A 21198-nucleotide genomic window follows, 5' to 3' on the forward strand; every position below is an offset into this window, starting at 1 on the left:
GTGCCTGTCGCAGTCAGCATTCCGCGCGTCCGCCACCTAGCGGCTGCGCTGGCTTCAGTGGCGGCTGTCGCGTTGATCGCGGCCGGCACCGATGTGCACCCAGCGTTCGCCCAGCCGGACACGACCGCACCGACCGAGACCGCCTACGCTCCCGCAGAAGAGGCGCCTGCCGAAGTCCCGACCTACGAAGCACCGCCGGCGGTCGAGGCACCACCGGCGGTCGAGGCACCACCGGCGGTCGAGGCACCACCGGCGGTCGAAGCCCCGCCTGCGGTCGAAGCCCCGCCTGCGGTCGAAGCACCCCCGACGTATGAAGCGCCGACGGAGGTTCCGACGCCCGTGGCGCCGGAGCCGCCGCAGGAACCGCAAGCGCCCCAGGAGCCTACGACGCAAGCCCCGGTCGTCACCGAAGAGACGCAGGCACCGGATAGCGCGACGACGACGGGCGCGCCGAGTCCTACTCCGACGTCACAGGCGACACCGACGACGCGGGCGACGACCGAGGCCACGACGGCAGCGACGACGCCGTCGGCCACCACGTCGCCGTCCCCGGCCCCGGCAACGACGTCGGGAACCCCGACGGTCACGAGTGCACCGGCCGGCCTGCAGCCCGAGACGACGACGGGCACCGCATCGCCGAGTGAGACGGTGCCCGCCGGGGGATCGCAGCAGTCAAGTTCCGAGGAAACCGCTCCCGTTGGCGGAACGACGGATTCGTCGGGGGTGACGCAGTCGCCAAGTGCGGAACTGGCAGCGGGCGTGACTGAAACCCCTGAGCCGCAAAGGTCGGAAGCATCGCCACAGGACATCAAGATCGCTCAGCTGGCTGCCCCCGTCCAGGAAATACCGCCGCCTGCGCCGCCGGCGGAGATCGACCGCCTCAGGAACCTGGTCGTCCCCGCGGCAGATCCCGGCGCCAACGCCCCGGCGAGCGGCGCCGCTGAGGCGGGCGGTGCGACCGCGCCGTTGAGAGTGTTGCAATGGCAACCGGACTGGGTGGAATACGACCGGTACTTCAGGCCGCTGATCTTCAACCCTTACCCGGAACCGCTGCAGCTGGTCTACGAGGTAGCCGGGGTGCCGCGGATCCTGCTCATCCCCCCGCTGGGCCGCATCGTCACCGAAGTGCGCGATCTCGGGTCGTACAACTTCACCGCACTGCGACTCAATCCCTTCGGGATTCCGATCGACGTCGCGGTCGGCAACTTCTTCGGCGGTGGCTACTTCCCCGGACCGGGGCTGCCACCTCCGCCGCCGCCTCCACCGGTGCGGACGCTCACCGATGTCCCGGTCCAGGTCAAGTACACGAACGCGACATATCGGCCGATCGTGGTCCGAAAGATTGTCGACGTCGGCCCTGACCCGGCCGTCGGCGGTGCGCACAAAGTCCTACTCGACGGCGTCACCCCGGCTTGGGGGGAATGGAAGCAAAACGACAGCGGCGTACCGCAATTCGAGGTTCACCAGACTCAGAGCTTCCCGGGTATGGAAGGCCCCGGGGAGGGCCCGTTGCCCGGCGACTACGACCTGCAGCTGGTAAGTGACTCCTCGCCCACCGGCCTCAGCGGCAAGGACATCACGTTGATCGTCGCGGCCGCGCTGGTTGCGGCACTGGGTCTCGGCGGGATCTTCCTGACGCTGTTCCTCGGCAGACGCCGCCGGATCAGGCACTGAGAGAACCGCCGTCGGTAATGCGACGGAAACGCCGCGCATCCGGTGGCCCACCAGGTTTCCTTGACGCATGCGCGTGTCGACTGCCGTCCGCAAATGGTCCGCGGGACTGGCGCTGCTCGCCCTCATCGCCGGCGGCGTCGGCATGGCGGCCGTGATGATCCTCGGCAGTGTCAACGCGCCCGAGCAGGCGCAGCGGGCGACAACGCCGCGCTCCACGTTAGCTCCGCCGCCGGCGAAGGTTCCGACACCGGTGGAGTTCACGGTCAACGTGATCGTCACCGACCGGCAGTGCCCACCGGGACCGTCCGCCTGTACCTACAGGTATACGATCGAGCCGAAATACATTGGACTGCACCCACTTCCCGATACTCCGTTCACGGTCTTCTACGAAGTCGTCGGCGGCGCGGCGCCGCAGAAGGGTGAGTTCACCGTGCACAGGGATCAGGCCAAGATACTCAAAGACGTTGTCCTGGAAGGACCGCCGAACGCCCAGCTGAAGGCGACCGTCATGGGCGTCAACGGTGCTGCGGTGCCTCCGCCTCGCCCATAGTCACGACGCGGCCATCGGCGGAGAACCGGCGTCAGCTCTTCGGCCCGACCCCGCGGGCCTGCGGTAGCGGCAGGTCGTTGTAGGTGGCGATACCGGGCGCCGCAGCCACGACCGCCGGTATCGCATGGATCGGCGGCATTGCGGTCATGATGTGCCCGAGCACGAAGAAGTCCTCGATCGACTTGGCGTTCTCGATCATGTCCGGCGGCGGTAGGAAACCGACCTGCATGTTGACCGTCGGCCGGCCGTCGACAGTGATCTTCCAGCCGTCACCGTCGAGCTGCCAGTCCGGATCGAGCGTCTGCCCCTTTTTCCACCGGACGTTGATGTCGACGACGGTCTTCCCGTTCACCATGCCCTGCCAGCTGGCATAGACGCCCGCAACATGTCCGGCCGGGATGGTCCACGACGCCATCACGAGATCCTCTGTGGTCTGGGCATATTCGGAGACACACTTGATCTCGTCGAGTTCGACGCCGATGGAGTCGGCGACCAGGCGCACCGCTTCGGCGAACACCGCGGTGCCGTTGGCGGCCATCGGGGGCAGGGTCGGGTCGTCGATCGCGGTGCCGAAGCCGGTCGGCCGCTCCGTGTCGGGGGAGTCGTAGAGCGTGGTGTCGGCGGATTCGGAGATGGTGACCTTGTCGACCCGATCGCAGGCCGTCGAGGCGACGATGGCGAGCAGTTCGGCGAAGCCGGGGCTGACACCGGAACCGAACAGCGTCGAACCGCCCCGTCGGCACGCCTCTTCGAGTTTGTCCCGGCCGGCGCCGAGGTTGTGGCCGGTGATGAAGGACGCCGACGCCACGACGTTGACGCCGGCCTCGAGGATGCGGACCAGTTCGTCGACGTCGATCCACATCGGGTTGTAGACGACCACGTCGGGCTTCAGCGCGAGCAGCGCGTCGACGTCGTTGGTGGCCTGCACGCCGAGGGATGCAATGCCGGCGAGCTCACCGGCGTCCCGGCCCACCTTGTCCTTCGACCACGCGTAGAGGCCGACGAGTTCGTAGTTCGGGTTCTTGGCGATCGCCTCGACCGAAATCTTGCCGACATTGCCGGTCGTCCACTGAACGACGCGATAAGGGGTGTTTGGCACGCGCACAGCATAGGGAAACGCGACGCGTCGCGATGGTGTTTTTACCGACCGGTGAAAAATATGTGCCGTACCCCTTAGGGTGACCGTGATGAGCGGCCGCGGCAGAGGTCGTCCACCCCGGATCAGCCGAGACCAGATCGTCGCGGCGGCGCACGGCGTGGCGGGCCGAGACCTGACGATGCAGGCGGTGGCCGACGCGCTCGGTGTCAGCCGAAAGGCGCTGCACTACTACGTCGGTGACCGGGAGGGGCTTCTGACGCTGATGGTCGCCGACCTGTTCGAACGCGAACTGACCAGCGTCGAGTTGCCGGTCGACGACGACTGGCGTGCGGTGCTGCGCGCATACAGCGTCGCGTTCCGCGAGGGCCTGGTGCAGGTCGGGGTAGCGACCGATTTCACGCGGTTGCGCGGAATCGGCGCCGCGGCCGCCCTGGCGCTGGCCGACCGGGTGCTCGACGCACTGCTCGCCGCGGGCTTCCCGCCCGACGCCGCCCGGTACGCCCTGACCGCGGCGTCCAACATCGCGCAGTCGGCCGCGTACAGCAGCGCCGCCCAGACCGCATCGGGGGTGCATCGGCACCGCGCCGAGACGTCCGCGGCGCTCGAACACGAACCGCAGGACACCTACCCGGCACTGCGCACGGTGCTGGCGTCGGCCGAATCGCAGCGCCACGACGCCGAGCGTCAATTCGACTTCGAATTGGGCCTGCTGATCGGCGGTCTTGACCGCCTCCTGGACGCTTAGAGCGGCGTCAGGGTGGCTTTGCCGGTGCGTTCCTGCCCGCTGCGGTCGATCCACGTCAGGTCGATCACATCGCCGGGGTAGTGGCGGTCCAGCACGTAGGTCAGCGTGGTCGCCGAATCGAGGGGAGTGCCGTCGAGCACGACCAGTACGTCACCGGCGAGCAGTCCGGCGCGGTCAGCGGGCCCGCCGCGCAGCACCTCGGCGATCTGCACGCCCGGGCCGCGTTGCGCCGAGCGGACCCCGACACCGAGCAACACCGGCGGCCCGATGTGCACCTCGGCAGAGGGAGCTCGGGACCGGATCTGGTTCGCGACCGGCATGGCGTCGTTGATCGGGATCGCGTAGCCCTCTCCGCCCGGACCGAACCGGTAGTTCACCGATGCCGCGGTGGTGATGCCGACAACCTGCCCGGCGCTGTTGACCACGGGTCCGCCGGAATCACCCGCGACCACCGGCGCGGCGAACTCGAAAAGCCCTGCGAGTTCGTCCTTGCTGCCGGTCAACGTGTCTTCGGCGTTGACGGTACGGCCGAACCCGGTGACCTGTCCGACCTCGCGGGTCAGCGGTCCGTTCGATCCGTTGGCGTTGCCGAGCGCCACGACGGGTTCGCCCGGAACCAGCTGCGCGGAATCGCCGATCGGTGCGACGGGCAACCCGTTCGCGCCGATCAGTTGCAGCACCGCGATGTCACGCCTGCGGTTGTAGCCGACCAGCTCGGCGGGATAGGACCGGCCCCCGACGCTCGCGGTGATCCGGTCGGCGCCCGACACGACGTGGAAGTTGGTCAGCACCTGGCCGCCCGGATCGAGCACGAAACCCGCGCCGTTGCCGATGGCGCCCTGGTAGTCGATCTCGGTGTCGATGCGCACGACGGCCGGCTCCACCTGCGCCGCCGCCGCGATCGGGTCGGCGGGGGCCGCCGTGGCCGGAATAACCGGTACGACCATGGCCAGCACCGCGGCCAACGCGATCAGTAGCGCCGCGAACGGACGCCGGACGGGGATTTTGCCCATGAACCCATATTGCCCGATGCGCGGGCGGCTAATCGTCTACGACGACGCCGCCACGCAGTCGCCTGCGGCGCCGGCGGGTCGGCTCGGGGCGGCGATTGCGCAGCTTGCCGTCGGTTTGCTCGGCTTCTTCGGTGGCGGTCGAGGTGGGTTCTTCGGCGCCCGAGTCGGGCTCTTCAGCGACGGTTTCGTCCTCGCCGTCCACCTCGGCGGTGGTCTTCTCTGGCGCTGAGGCGTCCTCGTGCTCGGCGTCCTCGGACGCTTCGGCCTCTTCCGCCTCTTCGGCCTCTTCCGCCTCTTTCTCCTCACCAGCTTCCGCGGCGTCCTTCTCGGCGCCTTTGCGTCGGCCGCGCCGCTTCTTCGGCGCCTTGACCTTGAGCGGTTTCGGCGGCGGTGGTGGCATCTCGGCGACCCAGGCCAGATAGAAGGCGAAGACGGCGAGCAAGGCGATCGCCGCGGCGGCCCCGTAGATGCCGAACAACCACCGGCCCGCGTCGTCGAGCGACAGCCAGATCTCGGCGATCGCCGCGCCCAGGATCAGGACCCCGGCCAACACGTGCAACACGATGGACCAGGTCCGCAGCCTCAGCGCCAGCAGCGGTGTGCCGAACTCCGGCCTGCGGGTGCGCAGCAACGTGAACACCACCGGCAGCGCCGCCAGCCCGATCAGCGCACCGACCACGATGCGCATCGCGATGCCCAGTGTGTGGGGGATGTCGCCAGACAACTCGTACCAGCGAGGCAGGACGAAGAAGAAGTACAGAACACCGGCCACGACGCTGAACGATGCGTGCCAGATCACCGCGACGGTGCGGCTCATACTCCTCCTAGACATTTGGTTGGACGGGGTGCGACCGGGCGAGGCCTGCAGATCGCACCCCGTGCCGAGTGCGGAGGATGCGGGATTTGAACCCGCGAGGGCTATTAACCCAACCCGCGTTCCAGGCGAGCGCCATAGGCCACTAGGCGAATCCTCCGCGGCCATGGTAGCCGACCCCGAAGATGAGCCCGTCCGGATGCGGGAGGCTCTGGTATTAGACTCGCCGTGGACCCCGCGCGGCGTCCATCCTGTGAACTCCCCCAGGGCCGGAAGGCAGCAAGGGTCAATGGGCTCTGGCGGGTGCGCGGGGTCCCCTTCTTCCACGGTTCGAAAGGCTTCCGGTGTCTTTTCTGTCGCTCGGCCGAGACGACCTCTCCGCACAGCACGAGCAGCAGAAGCGCAACTATGCCGAGCTGCAGGCCAAAGGCCTCAAACTGGACCTGACCCGGGGCAAGCCGGCGCCCGCGCAGCTGGACCTGTCGAACGGGCTGCTGGACCTGCCGGGCAAGGACGACTTCCGGGACGGTGACGGCACCGACACCCGTAACTACGGCGGTGTCCACGGGCTGCCGGAATTGCGGGCGATCTTCGGCGAGCTGCTGGGCATCCCGGTGCAGAATCTCATCGCCGGCAACAACGCCAGCCTGGAGCTGATGCACGACGTGGTGGTGTTCTCGATGCTGCACGGCACGGCCGACTCGCCGCGGCCCTGGAGCCAAGAGCCCACGCTGAAGTTTCTGTGCCCCGCTCCCGGCTATGACCGGCACTTCGCGATCACCGAGAGCCTGGGCATCGAGATGATCACCGTGCCGATGCGCGAGGACGGCCCCGACGTCGACCTGATCGAGGAACTCGTCGCCGCCGACCCGGCCATCAAGGGCATCTGGTGCGTGCCGGTCTACTCCAACCCGACCGGCGTCACCTATTCGTGGGAGGTCGTGCGCCGACTCGTCCAGATGCGCACGGCCGCAACAGATTTCCGAATCATCTGGGATAACGCGTACGCGGTGCACACGTTGACCCACGACTTCGTCCGGCAGATCGACGTGCTCGGGCTGGCGGAAGCCGCTGGCAACGCGAACCGGCCGCTGGTGTTCGCGTCGACGTCGAAGATCACGTTCGCCGGCGCCGGGGTGAGCTTCCTCGGCGGGTCGCTGGGCAACATCGCCTGGTATCTGCAGCATGCGGGCAAGAAGTCGATCGGCCCCGACAAGGTGAACCAACTGCGGCACCTGCGCTTCTTCGGCGACGCGGACGGAGTGCGCCTGCAGATGCAACGCCACCAGCAATTGTTGGCGCCGAAGTTCGCCGCGGTGCTGGAAATCCTCTCCGACCGCCTCGGCGAATCGAAGATCGCGTCGTGGACCGAACCCAAGGGCGGCTACTTCATCAGCCTCGACGTGCTGCCCGGGACGGCCAAGCGCACGGTGGCGCTGGCGAAGGACGCCGGCATCGCGGTGACCGAGGCCGGGGCGACGTTCCCGTATCGAAACGACCCGGAGGACAAGAACATCCGGATCGCGCCGACGTTCCCCGCCGAACCGGAGCTGCGGGCGGCGATCGACGGCCTGGCCACCTGTGCACTGCTGTCGGCCACCGAATCGCTGCTCTCCTAGGCCCGTCTCTTAGGCCCGTTTGTGAATCTGACGACGAAATCCGCCCGAAAACGTCGCCAGATTCACAATCGAAACCCGCGCGAATACAACGCGCTCTCGACCCTGGCTACATAGGTGGAGCGCCGATAACGCAGCAGGTCTCTGCTGACCCGGATGATCAGCCAATCCAGCCCGGTCAATACGAACTGCTTATCGATATCGCGCTGCCGCACTGCGGGATCGGTCCAGTGTTGCGGCCCGTCGTATTCGATACCGACTTTAAAATCCTCATACGCCATGTCGACGCGTGCGACGAACTGCCCGTACTCGTCGAATATCCGGACCTGCGTCTGCGGGGCCGGAAGGCCCGCATCGATCAACGCCAGCCGGGCAAGCGTCTCTTGTGGGGATTCCGCACCGCCGTCCATCAGCGGAAGCACGCTGCGCAGTCGCGGAATGCCGCGGGCCCCCGCGTGTGCAGCGATCACCGCCTCCACGTCGACGTGTTTGAGACCAGTCGCATTGGCCAGAGCGTCGAGTCGTTGCACTGCGACGGTCCGAGACTCGAGATGGCGACCGAGGTCGAACGCGGTGCGGGCCGGCGTGGTCACGCGCATCTCGCTTATCGTCACGAGTTCGTTCGGCAGCACCCGTTCAGTCCTGACGACGAGTTTCGGTGGCGGCCTCCGATTGTCGTGGATCAGCTCCGCGGCCTCCGACGGATCGATCCACTTGGTACCCAGGACCGCCGCCGCCGACAGGCCGGCAACGACTCCGCGCCGCTTCGACCACAGCCAGGCCGCCTGGGCACGATGCTGCGCCGACACGGTGGCGTCGCGTGGGACGTAGATCCCCGGATACATCGGTGCGTACAGGCGGCGCATCGTGCGCTCGGAGATGCTGCCTGTCGACAACGCTTCGGTTCCGACGAACGGCCACGGCAGCTCGGTCATGCCCGTACGGTGCACGCGTGGACCGACGGATCAGGGCTGCGGTCGACGAGTCATCCACAGAGTTGCGCCGCCCGGCCGAACCCGTTTGTGAATCTGACGACGCGCATCGCACCCCAACCGTCGTCAGATGCACAATCCAGAGACGCAGTGGCGGCCCGCCGGTGCGTCAGACCGCATCGGTAGCCTGCTGAGCGTGGCGCTCTACCGCAAGTACCGGCCTGCGACGTTCGCCGAAGTCGTCGGACAGGAACATGTCACCGAGCCCCTGTCGACGGCCCTTTCCTCGGGCCGGATCAATCACGCGTACCTGTTCTCCGGTCCGCGGGGGTGCGGCAAGACCTCGTCGGCGCGCATCCTGGCCCGCTCGCTGAACTGCGCGCAGGGACCGACGGCCACCCCGTGCGGGGTGTGCGACTCGTGTGTGGCGCTCGCGCCCAACGGGCCGGGCAGCGTCGACGTCGTCGAACTCGACGCAGCCAGCCACGGCGGCGTGGACGACACCCGCGAGCTGCGCGACCGCGCGTTCTATGCACCGGCGCAGTCGCGGTACCGGATCTTCATCGTCGACGAAGCGCACATGGTCACCACGGCCGGCTTCAACGCGCTGCTGAAGATCGTCGAGGAACCGCCGGAACACCTGATCTTCGTGTTCGCGACCACCGAACCGGAGAAGGTGCTGCCGACCATCCGCTCGCGCACGCATCACTACCCGTTCCGGTTGCTTGCCCCGCGCACCATGCGGTCGCTGCTGGAGGGCATCTGCGCGCAGGAGGGCGTGACCGTCGACGACGCGGTGTATCCGTTGGTGATCCGCGCCGGTGGCGGATCGCCGCGCGACACGTTGTCGGTGCTCGACCAGTTGCTGGCGGGAGCCGAGGGCAACCACGTCACGTATGCGCGGGCTCTGGCGCTGCTCGGTGCGACGGACGTCGCGCTGATCGACGACGCGATCGACGCGCTCGCCGCCAACGACGCCGCCGCCCTCTTCGGGGTTGTCGAGGCGGTGATCGACGCCGGCCACGACCCGCGCCGGTTCGCGACCGACTTGTTGGAGCGGTTCCGCGACCTGATCGTGCTGCAGTCGGTGCCCGACGCGGGAGCGCGTGGCGTCGTCGACGGGCCGGAGGATGTGCTCGAGCGGATGCGTGAGCAGGCGACGCGCATCGGGACTGCGACGCTGACCCGCTACGCCGAGGTGGTGCATGCCGGGCTCGGCGAGATGCGGGGCGCCACTGCGCCTCGACTGCTTCTCGAAGTGGTGTGCGCGCGGCTGCTGCTGCCGTCGGCCAGCGACACCGAATCGGCGCTGCTGCAACGTGTCGAGCGCATCGAGACCCGGCTGGACATGTCGCTTCCGGCCGGAGAGGGCGCAGCGGCGCAGGGCAGCGGGCCGCCGAGGCAGTACGCCCGCAAGAGCAAGGCGGCCGAACCGCGTCAGGCTCCGCCCGAGCTCTCGGCGCCCACCGAACCGGTGCCCGAAGTCAGGGCGCCCCAGGAAAAGGCGCGGGAAGACAAAGCGTCTGAAGACAAGGCGCCCGAAGAGAAGCCGCCGTCGCCTCCACCGGTGCGACCGCCGTCGGACCCGGTGGTGGAGGCACCGGCGGCGGCCGGCGAGCCGAACGCGGCGGCCGTGCGCAGCATGTGGTCGACGGTGCGCGACAAGGTCCGCGAACGCAGCCGCACCACCGAGGTGATGTTGTCGGGCGCGATCGTCCGCGCGATCGAGGGCGACACGCTGGTCCTCAGCCACGACTCGGCGCCGCTGGCCAAGCGGTTGGCCGAACAGCGCAACGCCGACGTCATCCGCGAAGCGTTGAAGGACGCCCTCGGGGTGAACTGGAAGATCCGCTGCGAGACCGGTTCTGCGGATCCTGTGGCCGCTCAGACCAAGCCGGCCGCCGACGTGCCCGCGCCGGCGCAGCGCGACGAGGACGAGGAAGACATGCTGGCCGAAGCCGGCAGCGACACCTCCGACACCCCGCGCCGGGATCCCGAGGAAGCCGCGCTCGAACTTCTGCAGAACGAACTGGGAGCGCGGCGCATCGACGGCTGACGCTTCAAGGTGTCCACCACGGCCGCAGCGGCAGCCCGCCATCGCGTCCATCGCGGTCCAGCTTGACCGCCAGAACCTGGTGTAGCTGAACCACATTCGTCTCGAACCCGAGGCGCGACCCGGCCATGTACAAGCCCCACACCTTGGCGGTCGCCAGGCCGACCTCGGCGACGGCCTCATCCCAGTGCTCCACCAGGTTGCGACACCAGTCGCGCAACGTCAGCGCGTAGTGGTTGCGCAGGTTCTCCTCGTGCAGGACCTCCAGGCCCACGTCCTGCGCCTCGCTGATGATCCGTCCGGACCCGGTCAGCTCACCGTCGGGGAAGACGTAGCGGTCGATGAAGCCTCCAGCAGTCGCCCCGGTTCTGTTGTCCGGACGCGTGATGCAGTGGTTGAGCAGCAACGCGCCGGCACGCATCCTCGACTGCAGGAACGCGAAGTAGGCCGGATAGTTGTGCACGCCGATGTGCTCGGTCAGCCCGATCGACGAGACCGCGTCGAAGCCGTCCTCGCGGACGTCGCGGTAGTCACCGTGCCGAACCTCGGCCAGATCGCCGAGGCCGTCCTCCGCGATCGCCTTCTGCGCCCAGGACGCCTGCTCTCTCGACAGCGTGACGCCGATCGCCTTGACTCCGTGGCGCGCGGCGTAGCGCACCATGCCGCCCCAACCGCAGCCCACGTCTAGCAGCCGATCGCCGGGCTTGAGCCGCAGCTTCTCGAACACCAGCCGGTACTTGTTCTCCTGCGCTTCCTCCAGGGTGGCCCCCTGGTGCGGATAGCAGGCGCAGGTGTAGGTCATCGACGGGCCCAGCACCCACTCGTAGAAGGTGTTGGACACGTCGTAGTGGTGATGGATCGCCTCGGCGTCACGGGTCTTGCTGTGCCGCAGGCCCTCTGCGATTCGACGCCAGCGTGGCAGTGCCTCCTGCGGCGGCGGCGCGATCGGCTTGAGGTGCTCGATGCCGATGGAACGCACGATGTTGGCGAGCACCCGCGCGGGCGGTCGTTTGAAATCCATCTTGTCAGCGAGCGCCTTGAGCAGCTCGTAGGGATCGCCTGGGTGCACTCCGTGCGGTTCCAAATCGCCCGACACGTAGGCCCGCGCCAAGCCCAAATCGCCGAACGCGGTCGCCAGGTAGGTGGTGCCGCGGGGGGTCAGCAATTCGAGGCCGAGCGGCGAATCCTCGGGCCCGGCCGAACTACCGTCATAGGCTGTGAATCTCAGCGGTAGGTTCCCCGCGGCGAGGATCTCCAGGATCTCCGCCAACGTAAGCTTTCTGGCCGGCGCGTGAGAATGTGCGGCGTTTTCCTTGAAGGTCGTCATCGTCTTTGCACCGCCTTCGCATACAGATCGAGGAGCCGGGAATCTGGATCGTAGGCCTTTTTGACGATCTTGTAGGTTTCCCCGCCGTAGAGATCGTCAAACTCGTCGCGGCCGTAGTACGAATCCGAGTACAGCGATTTGTGTCCGTCGAGTTCACTGACCTTGCGTTCGATCAGCCTGTTGGTGTGGCCTTGCTCGGCCGGCCGGTTGGGATCGATAGGCACCGAGGACCAGAACCCGACGTTGACGTAGGTGTGGCCCGGCCGCAAAGGATAAAGCGGCCAGCCGCCACCTGTCCTCGGGTCGTCGCGAAGACGTAACGGGCACAACCAGATCGGCTCGATCGGAACGTTGGCGAGGAACCAGTGCAGGAACTCGGCGACCCGCTCGATCGGCACCTCGACGTCCTGTACGACGCGTTCGCGCGGCGACCGCCCGTTGCGCTTCTCGATCCGGTCGGCGATGTCGAACCGCTGGTCGTAGGCGATGAGCTTCCAGTAGAAGCTGCTGCGCCGGTAGCGCCTTGGCCACCACCGGCGGATCCGCGGGTTCTGCGCGCCGAACGCCCGCGAGCACCAGAACCAGTCGGTGTCCCAGCGCCAGAGGTAGTCGTGGATCGTCAGCCGGTCATGCTTTTCGGCGCCGTTGTCGCCCGCGTGCTGGATCGAGCGGTAGTAGATCTGCTGGCCGGTGTAATCGCTGACGGGCCCAGGCGTCGCGGTCTGGAATCCCAGCGTCAGGTACGCCTCGTCGGCGGAGAACACCACACCGTCGAGGTAGTCGACTTGGGCTCCGTCGTAACCGCCGGTCTCGACGATGCGGTCCATGGCGGCGACGAGAGCCTCGATGGTGTTGAACCGCAGGTGGCGAATGGCGACGAACGGGAGGACCGTCTCCAGCTCGATCTTCAACCGGACCGAATAGCCCAGAGTGCCATACGAATTCGGGAATGCCCGGTACAAGTCGACGTGCTGGTCCGGCGACGCGGTGAGCACCTCGCCGGTGCCGGTCAGGATGTCCATCTCCAGCACCGACTCATGCGGGAGGCCGTTGCGGAACGATGCGGACTCGATGCCGAGCCCGGTGACCGCGCCACCGAGCGTGATCGTCTTCAGTTGCGGTACCACCAACGGGGACAAGCCGTATGGCAGCGTCGCGGCCACCAGGTCTTCGTAGGTGCACATGCCCGCCACGTCTGCGGTGCGGGCATCGGGGTCGACGGTGATGACCCCGGTCAGGCCCGAGACGTCCAACCCCTTGACGGTGGTCTTGGCGCGCGCTCGAAACAGGTTCGACGTGGGCTTGGCGAGACGCACGGTCGCATCGGGCGGGATCGCACGGTAGCTGGACAGTAGCCGCTGCACGCCCGCGGCATGTGAAGCACGTGCGTCGGTTCGGGCAACAGACACGCATATACGCTAGTCCGCGGTGGCACCTGATGCGACCCAACCAACTTTCAACCAAGGAGCTCGTAGGAGATGGGACAGGTCAGCGCGTCCAGCACGGTTTTGATCGACGCGGCGCCGGAGGCGGTGTTGTCGGCCGTCGCGGATTACGCGACCGTGCGTCCGAGAATTCTGTCGCCGCACTACAGCGAATTCAAGGTGCTCGAGGGCGGCCAGGGCGCGGGAACCGTGGCGAGTTGGAAGCTGCAGGCGACCAAGTCGCGGGTGCGCGACGTGAAGGCCAACGTCGACGTTGCGGGTCACACGGTGATCGAGAAGGACGCCAATTCGTCGATGATCACCAACTGGACCGTCGCTCCCGCGGGGCCTGGCTCCTCGGTGACCGTCAAGACGTCCTGGCAGGGCGCGGGCGGTATCGGCGGCTTCTTCGAGAAGACGTTCGCGCCGCTCGGGTTGCGCAAGATCCAGGCCGAGGTGCTGGCGAACCTCAAGAAAGAGGTGGAGGGCTCACCTCGTTAAGCGGTTGATCACACGCACCAGATGCGAGCAATCAACCGCTTAGGGGCAAGAGGCGCGCTAGCTGGCGCCCAAGAAGCCCGCGATGCCGCGCACCACGGCGTCGGCGTACTTCTGCCGGCCTTCCGCCGTTTTCATCAGCGCCGAGTCGACCGGGTTCTTCATGTTGCCCAGCTCGACGAGTATCGACGGGTATTGGGCGAGGTTCAGCCCGGCGATGTCCGAGCGCGGGTTGAGGCCGCCGGAGCCGATGTAGGTCGACGGCACGAAGCCCGACGCCTGCAACTGGTCGCGCATGATCGCCGCGAACCGTGGAGACGGCCCCGCCTGCGCGTCGTTGAGCGGCGGGGAGGAGTACAGCACGTGAAATCCGCGCCCGGTGGGCGGGCCGCCGTCGGCGTGGATGCTCACGATCGCATTCGGCTTCAGCGAGTTGGCCATCGCGGCGCGCTCGTCGACGCAGGGGCCCACTGCGGTGTCGTTGCCCCGCGACATCGCGGTGCGCACGCCGAGCGCGGTCAGCGCCTGACGGATCCGCAGGGTGGTGTCCCAGGCGAAGGTGTGCTCGGCGTAGCCGTCGTCGGTGGAGGTGCCGCTGGCCTGGCAGTCCTTGGTGCCGCCGCGGCCGGTGGGCACCTGCCGGCTGATCGACGCGTCGTTGGCGCCGTTGTGGCCCGGGTCGAGGAACACGATCTTGCCCGCGATGCTGGCTGGCGCGGCGGCGGCTTCGCCGGCTGGGCTGACGAGCGTCGATGCGACAACGAGCAGTCCGATGGCCACTGCGGCGCAACCGCGCATTGCTCGAGTGGCGCCGACACGCAGGCGGGCAGGCACGGGCGTCACCGTAGCCGCAACCACGACTACGCTGAAAGGCCAAACCGCCGCGAGCGGGCGAGGCGAGACCAAGTCGAAACCCGTCCGCAATCAACACGCAAGGGGATCAGTAATGCAACCCGGAGGCCAACCGGATATGTCGGCCCTGCTCGCGCAGGCGCAGCAGGTGCAGCAGCAACTGATGGAGGCGCAAGAGGCGCTGGCCAACTCCGAGGTGCACGGACAGGCCGGCGGCGGTCTGGTGCAGGTCACGATGAAGGGCAGCGGTGAAGTGGTCGCCGTGTCCATCGATCCGAAGGTCGTCGACCCCAACGACGTCGAGACGCTGCAGGACCTCGTCGTCGGCGCGATCGCCGACGCCTCCAAGCAGGTCACCATCCTCGCCCACGACCGGCTCGGGCCGCTGGCGGGCGGGATGGGCAACATCGGTCTGCCGGGAATGTAATTGTCCCTCCATGTTTGAAGGACCCGTCCAGGATCTGATCGACGAGCTCGGCAAGCTGCCCGGTATCGGGCCGAAGAGCGCGCAGCGGATCGCCTTTCACCTGCTGTCGGTGGAACCACCCGACATCGACCGGCTGACCGCCGTGCTCAACAAGGTGCGGGACGGGGTCAAGTTCTGCGCGGTGTGCGGAAACGTCTCCGACGACGATCGCTGCCGCATCTGCAGCGATCCGCGGCGCGACGCGTCGCTGGTGTGCGTGGTCGAGGAGCCCAAGGATGTGCAGGCCGTCGAGCGCACGCGTGAGTTCCGCGGCCGCTACCACGTGCTGGGCGGTGCGTTGGATCCGCTGTCGGGGGTCGGGCCGGAACAGCTGCGAATCCGCGAGTTGCTCAACCGGATCGGGGAGCGGGTGGACGGCGTGGATGTCACCGAGGTGATCATCGCGACCGACCCCAACACCGAGGGCGAGGCCACGGCCACGTACCTGGTGCGCATGCTGCGCGACATCCCGGGGCTGACCGTGACGCGGATCGCGTCCGGTCTGCCGATGGGCGGGGATCTGGAATTCGCCGACGAGCTGACGTTGGGCAGGGCGCTGGCTGGCCGCCGGGCCATGGCATAGGTTGGCCGTCATGCCGGACGAGGAGTTCAAGGTCGAGGTCGAGCTGGGCAGCGATGAGCACCGGCTCTCGTTCTGGGAGAAGCTGCGAACCCTGGATCTGGACGACGGCGCGCGCCGACGGCTCGGGTCGCGGGTGACGGTGACGCGCGACGGCGATCGCATCCAGCTGTACACCCACACGCTCGCCGATGCGCAGGAGGCCGAACGCACGCTGCGCGCGTTGGTGGCCGACGACCACGTGAGTGCGCAGTACACCCTGAGCCGGTGGGACGCCTCGAGCCAGGAGTGGGTGGACCCGGTCAGCGGGCACGAGGTGTCCGACGACGCGCGCGAGGCGCCCGCACCGGACCCGAGCTACGTGATCCTCGAGGCCTACAAGCCGCAGTTCCTGCGCGACCTCGGGCTGTAACCACCGCCCTTGTAACCCGAGCCGATCGGCGCCGTCGGGCTCGCCCGCCTAGCCTCAGGAGTCACAGCTATCGACGCTTGGTAGACGCGTTCTCGCGCGCAACACAATTCAAAGATGCAACAACTAAGACGCCCGCCGCGGTGCGGCCAGGCGTTCACGGCGAAGCCGGTCGACCTCGGGCAGCTCGAGCGGCGGCAGCTCGCCCACCACCTTGCTCAGCAGATGGTCGGCCAGCTCCGGATTGCGGGCCAGGCACGGGCCGTGCAGATAGGTCGCGACGACGCTGCCCTGCACCGCACCGTCGTAGCCGTCGCCAGCCCGGTTGCCCGCACCCTTCTCGACCCGGGCCAACGGCCGCGAATCACCACCGAGAACCGTTCCGCCGCGGTGGTTCTCGAAACCCGTGAGCCGCTGCGACAAGCCGGCCAACAACGGCTCCGACACCACCTCGCCGATCGTGCGCGCATCCTGCGGCGAGGTGGTGACGTCGAGCAGGCCGACGCCGTCGACACGGTCCCCCGACGAGGTCTCATACCAGTGCCCCAGCACCTGAATCGCCGCGCAGATCGCCAGCACCGGCGCGCCGCGTCCGGCGGCCTGCTGCAGACCCGGATACCGCAGCAGGTGCCTGGTGGCCAGCCGTTGCGCGTAGTCCTCGGCGCCGCCGAGGGTGTACAGGTCCAGTTCGGCGGGCACCGGGTCGCTCAGCGTGATCTCCACGACCTCGGCGTCGATTCCCCGCAGCCGCAGGCGTTCTCGCAGTACGACGGCGTTGCCGCCGTCACCGTAGGTGCCCATCACGTCGGGCAGCACCAGCCCGATGCGCACCGTCGACTCAGCCACCGGGCAGCCGCCTGTTCAGCTGCAGAAACGCCGTGTAGTTCGCGATCACCTCGACGTGCCCCGGCGGGCATGACTCGATCGCGTTGAGCGTGTCGTGCACCAGCGTGTGCTCGACGCCGGCGTAGCCGAGGCGCACCGCGAGGTCGGTGCCGCGTTCACCGGCGGCCACGACTTGGGTATCGCCGAAATGCTCGAACCGCACATCCCACAGCCACGACAGATCCTCGCCGTCGGGCACCTGCCCGTTGACCGAGATCACCACGCCCGCACCGTGTTTGTCGACCATCGACAGCGCCTCCTGCCAGCCCGCGGGGTTCTTGGCCAGCAGCACACGCACGGTGTGCTCGCCGAGTCGAACAGTGCGGTACCGGCCCGCGACCTCGTCGACGGCGGACACCGCCGCAACCGCTGCGGCCGCGTCGACGCCCATCGCCACCGCGGCGGCCACGGCCTGGGTGGCGTTGCCACGGTTGACCGCGCCGGGCAGCGCCAGCGTCATCGGCGACGAAAACCCTTCCGGCCCATGGATGTTCGATTCATCGAACCACCATTGCGGGCTCGGACGCTTGAAATCCGTTCCGGTGGAATACCAGTGCGAACCGTCGCGCACGATGATCTCACCCGACCGGGGGCAGCTCACCGAGTCGTTGGCCCAGCTGCCGCCCGCGGCCACCCACACGACATTCGGGCTGTCGTAGGCTGCCGACGTCATCAGCACGTCGTCACAGTTCGCCACGACCACGGCCGATGGATGACGGGCCAGCCCGCCGCGCAGTGTGCGCTCGATGTGGTTGATCTCGCCGACGCGGTCCAGTTGGTCCCGCGACAGGTTCAGCAGCACGACGACTTGCGGGTCGGTGGCATCGGCTACGTGGGGCACGTGCATCTCGTCGACCTCGAGGGCGGCGAGCCCGGCGTCACGGGCACCTGCGAGGGCCGCGACCAGACCGGCGTCCATGTTGGCACCCGTGTCGTTGGTGGCCACTGCGCCGACCGTGCGCAGCGCCGCGGCGACCATCCGGGTGGTCGTCGACTTGCCGTTGGTTCCGGTCACCACCACAGTGCGGCGGTCCCGGCCCAACTGGTGCAGCAACGACTTGTCGAGGGCCAATGCGACCAGCCCGCCGATCATCGCGCCCGCACCGCGCCCGGTGACGCGCGACGCCCAGCGCGCGGCTGCGCCCGCCGCGAGTGCTGCCCGTCCCCGAGTCGTGACCATCCCCGGGATTCTAAGGAGCCGACACGCTGGCGAGCGATTCGGCGAGGTCCCGGCTTTGTCACTGCTGCGTGCCATCCTGACGAAGTGACCCGAACTGGCGCCGGATGTCGCCGGCCGGGCGGCTCCTGGGGCCGGCCGGCGAGCGAGGACGGTGCCGGTTGGGCGGTCGTCGACGTGGAGACGTCGGGCTTCCGGCCGGGTCAGGCACGCATCGTCAGCGTCGCCGCGCTCGCTCTCGGCGACGACGGCAACGTCGAACACAGCCTCTACAGCCTGCTCAACCCGGGTGTCGACCCCGGGCCCACCCATGTGCACGGGCTGACGGCCGCGATGCTGGAGGGCCAGCCGACATTCGCCGACATCGTCGACCACCTCGTCGAGCTGCTCGCCGGGCGCACCCTCGTCGCACACAACGTCGGTTTCGACTACTCGTTCCTGGCCGCGGAGGCGGAGCTGGTCAACCGCGAGCTGCCCACCGATACCGTGATGTGCACGGTCGAACTGGCCCGCCGGCTCGACCTCGACGTCGAGAACCTGCGGCTCGAGACGCTGGCCGCGCACTGGGGCATCACCCAGATGCGGCCCCACGACGCGCTCGACGACGCGCTGGTGCTCGCCCAGATCCTCAAACCGGCACTCGTGCGGGCCCGCGACCGCAAGGTGTGGCTTCCGGTGCATCCGGTCACGCGACGGCGCTGGCCGAACGGCTTCGTCACGCACGACGAACTGCGCCCGCTCAAGGCGGTCGCGGCGCGGCTGCCGTGCGCGTATCTGAACCCGGGGCGCTTCGTCGCGGGGCGGCCACTCGTGCAGGGCATGCGCGTCGCGCTGTCGGCGGAGGTGACGCGCACCCACGAGGAGCTCCTCGAGCGGATCCTGCACGCCGGACTCGCCTACACCGATGCCGTCGACAACGAAACCTCGCTGGTGGTCTGCAACGACGCCCGCCCGGCTCACGGCAAGGGTTACCAGGCCAACCAGTCGGGTGTTCCGCTGCTCACCGATGCCGACTTCATGCGCTGTCTCGACGCTGTCGTCGGCGGCACCGGTATCGAGGAGTTCACCGACACCACGCTCGCCGGCGACCAGTTCGCACTGTTCTGATCGCCGCCTCCGGCGGCGGTGTTCTGATCGCCGCCTCCGGCGGCACTGTTCTGATCGCCGCCTCCGGCGGCGGTGTTCTGATCGCCGCCTCCGGCACCGCCTCTCTGATCAGCCTCGTGCGGCGCGGTTGACCGCCGACACCACCGCGCGCAGCGATGCCGTGGTGATCGACGGCGCGATGCCGACGCCCCACACCGTCTTGCCATCGATCGACGCCTCGACGTACGCCGCGGCCTGGGCCTCCTCGCCCGCCGACAGCGCATGCTCGGAGTAGTCCAGCACGGAGATCTGGTAGCCCAACGCGCCTAATGCATCGCAGAACGCCGCCAGCGGACCGTTGCCTGCGCCGACGATCTCGCGCTCGACCCCGTCGACCTTCACCACCGCCTCGATGGTGTCGGTGCCGCCGTCGACCTCGGACGCCGTCACCTTCTGACGGATCCGTTCGAGCGGGCGGACCGGGGCCAGGTACTCCTCGGCGAAGACGTCCCACATCTCCTTCGGCGAGACTTCGCCGCCCTCACCGTCGGTGATCTGCTGGATCGCCTGGCTGAACTCGATCTGCAGCCGCCGCGGCAGCGCCAGGCCGTGGTCGGCCTTCATGATGTAGGCGACGCCGCCCTTGCCGGACTGCGAGTTGACCCGGATCACGGCCTCGTAGGTGCGGCCGACGTCGCGCGGGTCGATCGGCAGATACGGAACCTGCCACAGGATGTCGTCGACGTCCTTGTCGGCAGCGTCGGCGTCGAATTTCATCGCATCCAGGCCCTTGTTGATCGCGTCCTGGTGGCTGCCGGAGAACGCGGTGTAGACCAGATCGCCGCCGTACGGGTGGCGTTCGTGCACCGGCAACTGGTTGCAGTACTCGACGGTGCGGCGGATCTCGTCGATGTTGGAGAAGTCGATCTGCGGGTCGACGCCGCGGCTGAACAGGTTCAAGCCCAGCGTCACCAGGCAGACGTTCCCGGTGCGCTCACCGTTGCCGAACAGGCAGCCCTCGATGCGGTCGGCGCCGGCCTGGTAGCCCAATTCGGCTGCGGCGACGGCGGTTCCGCGGTCGTTGTGCGGGTGCAGGCTCAAGACGATGGACTCGCGTGGGGTCAGATGCCGGTGCATCCACTCGATCGAGTCGGCGTAGACGTTGGGCGTGGCCATCTCGACGGTGGCGGGCAGGTTGACGATCAGCGGCACATCGGGTGTGGGCGCGACGATTTCGGCGACGGCGTTGCAGACGTCGACGGCGTACTCCAACTCGGTGCCGGTGTAGGACTCGGGGGAGTACTCGAAGCGCCACTTGGTGTCCGGGTATTTCTCGGCCTGTTCCACGCACAGCCGGGCGCCGTCGGTGGCGATCTTCTTGACCGCCTCCCGGTCGGCGCGAAAGACCACGCGGCGCTGCAGGATCGACGTCGAGTTGTAGAAGTGCACGATCACGCGGGGCGCGCCCTGGCACGCCTCGAACGTCCGCTCGATCAGTTCCGGCCGGCACTGCGTCAGCACCTGGATCGTGACGTCGTCGGGGATCACGCCCTCGGAGATGATCTCTCGGACGAAGTCGAAGTCGGTCTGGCTCGCCGACGGGAAGCCGACCTCGATCTCCTTGTAGCCCATGCGCACCAGCAGGTCGAACATGCGGCGCTTTCGGGCCGGGCTCATCGGGTCGATCAACGCCTGATTGCCGTCGCGCAGATCGACCGCGCACCACATCGGCGCCGTCTCGATCACCTTGTCCGGCCAGGTGCGGTCGAAAGGAGTCGGAACTGGGCCCAATGCCGGGCTGCCGCCCGGCACCTCCTCGGCGAAGCTGCGGTAGCGGCTGACCGGCATCGCGGACCCGCGCTGGGTGTTGTACGCCGGCTGGCCGGGGTGAGGCGGACCGGACGGCTTGGTGATCTGGCGTACCGACGAAAACGCGTCGGGTGAATCGGGTGAGGGTTTCGAGAATGTGGTCACGGTGGTCGCTCCGGGAGTTTCAAA

Annotated in this window: 20 protein-coding genes, 1 tRNA gene and 1 other RNA gene; 11 read left to right on the forward strand and 11 right to left on the reverse strand. The window is 68.0% G+C overall.

Going from position 1 to position 21198, the window contains the following annotated elements; translation table 11 throughout:
• Both AU188_RS25160 and AU188_RS00515 read left to right on the forward strand, forming a co-directional pair.
• A complete protein-coding gene (locus tag AU188_RS25160) occupies positions 1–1674 on the forward strand; it encodes a hypothetical protein (protein WP_059161778.1) in 1674 nt (557 codons plus the stop codon).
• A gap of 67 nt (positions 1675–1741) precedes the next feature.
• Positions 1742–2224: a hypothetical protein gene (locus AU188_RS00515; RefSeq protein ID WP_059161779.1), complete on the forward strand. Its 483-nt coding sequence runs from the start codon at positions 1742–1744 to the stop codon at positions 2222–2224.
• A gap of 31 nt (positions 2225–2255) precedes the next feature.
• Here the strand turns inward: AU188_RS00515 and AU188_RS00520 are convergent, their stop codons facing one another.
• The gene (locus tag AU188_RS00520; protein ID WP_059162227.1) at positions 2256–3323 is read right to left on the reverse strand and encodes an NAD(P)H-dependent amine dehydrogenase family protein; all 1068 of its coding nucleotides are present in this window, start codon (positions 3321–3323) and stop codon (positions 2256–2258) included.
• 88 nt (positions 3324–3411) lie between these two features.
• Here AU188_RS00520 and AU188_RS00525 point away from each other — a divergent pair, with 88 nt between their 5' ends.
• Complete coding sequence (locus AU188_RS00525) at positions 3412–4068, forward strand: TetR/AcrR family transcriptional regulator (protein WP_059162228.1); 657 nt, start codon at positions 3412–3414, stop codon at positions 4066–4068.
• Here the strand turns inward: AU188_RS00525 and AU188_RS00530 are convergent.
• The 3 genes from AU188_RS00530 to AU188_RS00540 all read right to left on the reverse strand — a co-directional run bounded on the left by AU188_RS00530 (position 4065) and on the right by AU188_RS00540 (position 6055).
• Positions 4065–5081, reverse strand: a complete 1017-nt coding sequence (locus AU188_RS00530; protein WP_059161780.1) for a S1C family serine protease — start codon at positions 5079–5081, stop codon at positions 4065–4067. The genes AU188_RS00525 and AU188_RS00530 overlap by 4 nt on opposite strands.
• Positions 5082–5109: 28 nt before the next feature.
• Positions 5110–5898 (reverse strand): lipid uptake coordinator LucA, encoded by a 789-nt coding sequence (gene lucA, locus AU188_RS00535; protein ID WP_059161781.1) that lies wholly within the window; start codon positions 5896–5898, stop codon positions 5110–5112.
• A gap of 71 nt (positions 5899–5969) precedes the next feature.
• A tRNA-Ser gene (locus tag AU188_RS00540) sits at positions 5970–6055 on the reverse strand.
• Positions 6056–6122: 67 nt separating this feature from the next.
• On the opposite strand from AU188_RS00540, the gene ffs reads away from it, so the two are divergent.
• Both ffs and AU188_RS00545 read left to right on the forward strand, forming a co-directional pair.
• Positions 6123–6217, forward strand: an RNA gene (gene ffs, locus AU188_RS24740) — signal recognition particle sRNA small type.
• A gap of 22 nt (positions 6218–6239) precedes the next feature.
• Positions 6240–7514 carry an aspartate aminotransferase type Ic gene (locus AU188_RS00545; protein ID WP_059161782.1) on the forward strand — a complete coding sequence of 425 codons (1275 nt, stop codon included), beginning with the start codon at positions 6240–6242 and terminating at the stop codon, positions 7512–7514.
• Between the two features lie 62 nt (positions 7515–7576).
• Here AU188_RS00545 and AU188_RS00550 read toward each other — a convergent pair whose 3' ends face one another.
• On the reverse strand, positions 7577–8446 hold the full coding sequence (locus tag AU188_RS00550; protein WP_059161783.1) for a type IV toxin-antitoxin system AbiEi family antitoxin: 870 nt from the start codon (positions 8444–8446) through the stop codon (positions 7577–7579).
• Between the two features lie 193 nt (positions 8447–8639).
• Between AU188_RS00550 and AU188_RS00555 the strand changes: the two genes are divergently transcribed.
• A complete protein-coding gene (locus AU188_RS00555) occupies positions 8640–10499 on the forward strand; it encodes a DNA polymerase III subunits gamma/tau (RefSeq protein ID WP_059162229.1) in 1860 nt (619 codons plus the stop codon).
• A gap of 4 nt (positions 10500–10503) precedes the next feature.
• Here the strand turns inward: AU188_RS00555 and AU188_RS00560 are convergent, their stop codons facing one another.
• Both AU188_RS00560 and AU188_RS00565 read right to left on the reverse strand, forming a co-directional pair.
• On the reverse strand, positions 10504–11823 hold the full coding sequence (locus AU188_RS00560; RefSeq protein WP_059161784.1) for a class I SAM-dependent methyltransferase: 1320 nt from the start codon (positions 11821–11823) through the stop codon (positions 10504–10506).
• Positions 11820–13232, reverse strand: a complete 1413-nt coding sequence (locus AU188_RS00565; RefSeq protein WP_059161785.1) for an FAD-binding oxidoreductase — start codon at positions 13230–13232, stop codon at positions 11820–11822. Before AU188_RS00565 ends, AU188_RS00560 begins: the two co-directional genes overlap by 4 nt.
• Before the next feature lie 69 nt (positions 13233–13301).
• Between AU188_RS00565 and AU188_RS00570 the strand changes: the two genes are divergently transcribed.
• Positions 13302–13748, forward strand: coding sequence for an SRPBCC family protein (locus tag AU188_RS00570; RefSeq protein ID WP_059161786.1), 447 nt, complete (start codon positions 13302–13304; stop codon positions 13746–13748).
• 57 nt (positions 13749–13805) lie between these two features.
• On the opposite strand, the gene AU188_RS00575 is transcribed toward AU188_RS00570, so the two are convergent.
• Positions 13806–14579: an Rv3717 family N-acetylmuramoyl-L-alanine amidase gene (locus AU188_RS00575; RefSeq protein ID WP_059162230.1), complete on the reverse strand. Its 774-nt coding sequence runs from the start codon at positions 14577–14579 to the stop codon at positions 13806–13808.
• 112 nt (positions 14580–14691) lie between these two features.
• Between AU188_RS00575 and AU188_RS00580 the strand changes: the two genes are divergently transcribed.
• The 3 genes from AU188_RS00580 to AU188_RS00590 are packed head-to-tail and all read left to right on the forward strand — an operon-like array spanning position 14692 to position 16055.
• Entirely contained in the window at positions 14692–15024 is a 333-nt protein-coding gene (locus AU188_RS00580; protein WP_059161787.1) for a YbaB/EbfC family nucleoid-associated protein, read from the forward strand.
• Between the two features lie 10 nt (positions 15025–15034).
• The gene (recR, locus tag AU188_RS00585; RefSeq protein ID WP_059101787.1) at positions 15035–15646 is read left to right on the forward strand and encodes a recombination mediator RecR; all 612 of its coding nucleotides are present in this window, start codon (positions 15035–15037) and stop codon (positions 15644–15646) included.
• 10 nt (positions 15647–15656) lie between these two features.
• Positions 15657–16055, forward strand: coding sequence for a hypothetical protein (locus AU188_RS00590; RefSeq protein ID WP_059161788.1), 399 nt, complete (start codon positions 15657–15659; stop codon positions 16053–16055).
• 123 nt (positions 16056–16178) lie between these two features.
• Here AU188_RS00590 and AU188_RS00595 read toward each other — a convergent pair whose 3' ends face one another.
• Positions 16179–16898 (reverse strand): type 1 glutamine amidotransferase, encoded by a 720-nt coding sequence (locus AU188_RS00595; RefSeq protein WP_059161789.1) that lies wholly within the window; start codon positions 16896–16898, stop codon positions 16179–16181.
• Positions 16891–18117: a Mur ligase family protein gene (locus AU188_RS00600; protein WP_059161790.1), complete on the reverse strand. Its 1227-nt coding sequence runs from the start codon at positions 18115–18117 to the stop codon at positions 16891–16893. The genes AU188_RS00595 and AU188_RS00600 overlap by 8 nt, the downstream gene beginning before the upstream one ends.
• 84 nt (positions 18118–18201) lie before the next feature.
• Between AU188_RS00600 and AU188_RS00605 the strand changes: the two genes are divergently transcribed.
• Positions 18202–19221, forward strand: a complete 1020-nt coding sequence (locus tag AU188_RS00605; protein ID WP_059161791.1) for a DEDDh family exonuclease — start codon at positions 18202–18204, stop codon at positions 19219–19221.
• A 108-nt stretch (positions 19222–19329) separates the two neighbouring features.
• Here the strand turns inward: AU188_RS00605 and leuA are convergent, their stop codons facing one another.
• On the reverse strand, positions 19330–21174 hold the full coding sequence (gene leuA / locus AU188_RS00610; RefSeq protein WP_059161792.1) for a 2-isopropylmalate synthase: 1845 nt from the start codon (positions 21172–21174) through the stop codon (positions 19330–19332).
• Positions 21175–21198: the final 24 nt, after the last annotated feature.

The sequence above is a fragment of the Mycobacterium sp. IS-3022 genome (genome assembly GCF_001500065.1).
Classification (GTDB): domain Bacteria; phylum Actinomycetota; class Actinomycetes; order Mycobacteriales; family Mycobacteriaceae; genus Mycobacterium.

Excerpts from the sequence above, each read along its gene's own strand:
- AU188_RS00515 (WP_059161779.1), top strand. The coding sequence starts at position 1,742 with ATGCGCGTGTCGACTGCCGTCCGCAAATGGTCCGCGGGACTGGCGCTG.
- AU188_RS00525 (WP_059162228.1), top strand. The coding sequence starts at position 3,412 with ATGAGCGGCCGCGGCAGAGGTCGTCCACCCCGGATCAGCCGAGACCAG.
- AU188_RS00530 (WP_059161780.1), bottom strand. The coding sequence starts at position 5,081 with ATGGGCAAAATCCCCGTCCGGCGTCCGTTCGCGGCGCTACTGATCGCG.
- lucA (WP_059161781.1), bottom strand. The coding sequence starts at position 5,898 with ATGAGCCGCACCGTCGCGGTGATCTGGCACGCATCGTTCAGCGTCGTG.
- AU188_RS00550 (WP_059161783.1), bottom strand. The coding sequence starts at position 8,446 with ATGACCGAGCTGCCGTGGCCGTTCGTCGGAACCGAAGCGTTGTCGACA.
- AU188_RS00560 (WP_059161784.1), bottom strand. The coding sequence starts at position 11,823 with ATGACGACCTTCAAGGAAAACGCCGCACATTCTCACGCGCCGGCCAGA.
- AU188_RS00570 (WP_059161786.1), top strand. The coding sequence starts at position 13,302 with ATGGGACAGGTCAGCGCGTCCAGCACGGTTTTGATCGACGCGGCGCCG.
- AU188_RS00580 (WP_059161787.1), top strand. The coding sequence starts at position 14,692 with ATGCAACCCGGAGGCCAACCGGATATGTCGGCCCTGCTCGCGCAGGCG.
- recR (WP_059101787.1), top strand. The coding sequence starts at position 15,035 with ATGTTTGAAGGACCCGTCCAGGATCTGATCGACGAGCTCGGCAAGCTG.
- AU188_RS00590 (WP_059161788.1), top strand. The coding sequence starts at position 15,657 with ATGCCGGACGAGGAGTTCAAGGTCGAGGTCGAGCTGGGCAGCGATGAG.
- AU188_RS00600 (WP_059161790.1), bottom strand. The coding sequence starts at position 18,117 with ATGGTCACGACTCGGGGACGGGCAGCACTCGCGGCGGGCGCAGCCGCG.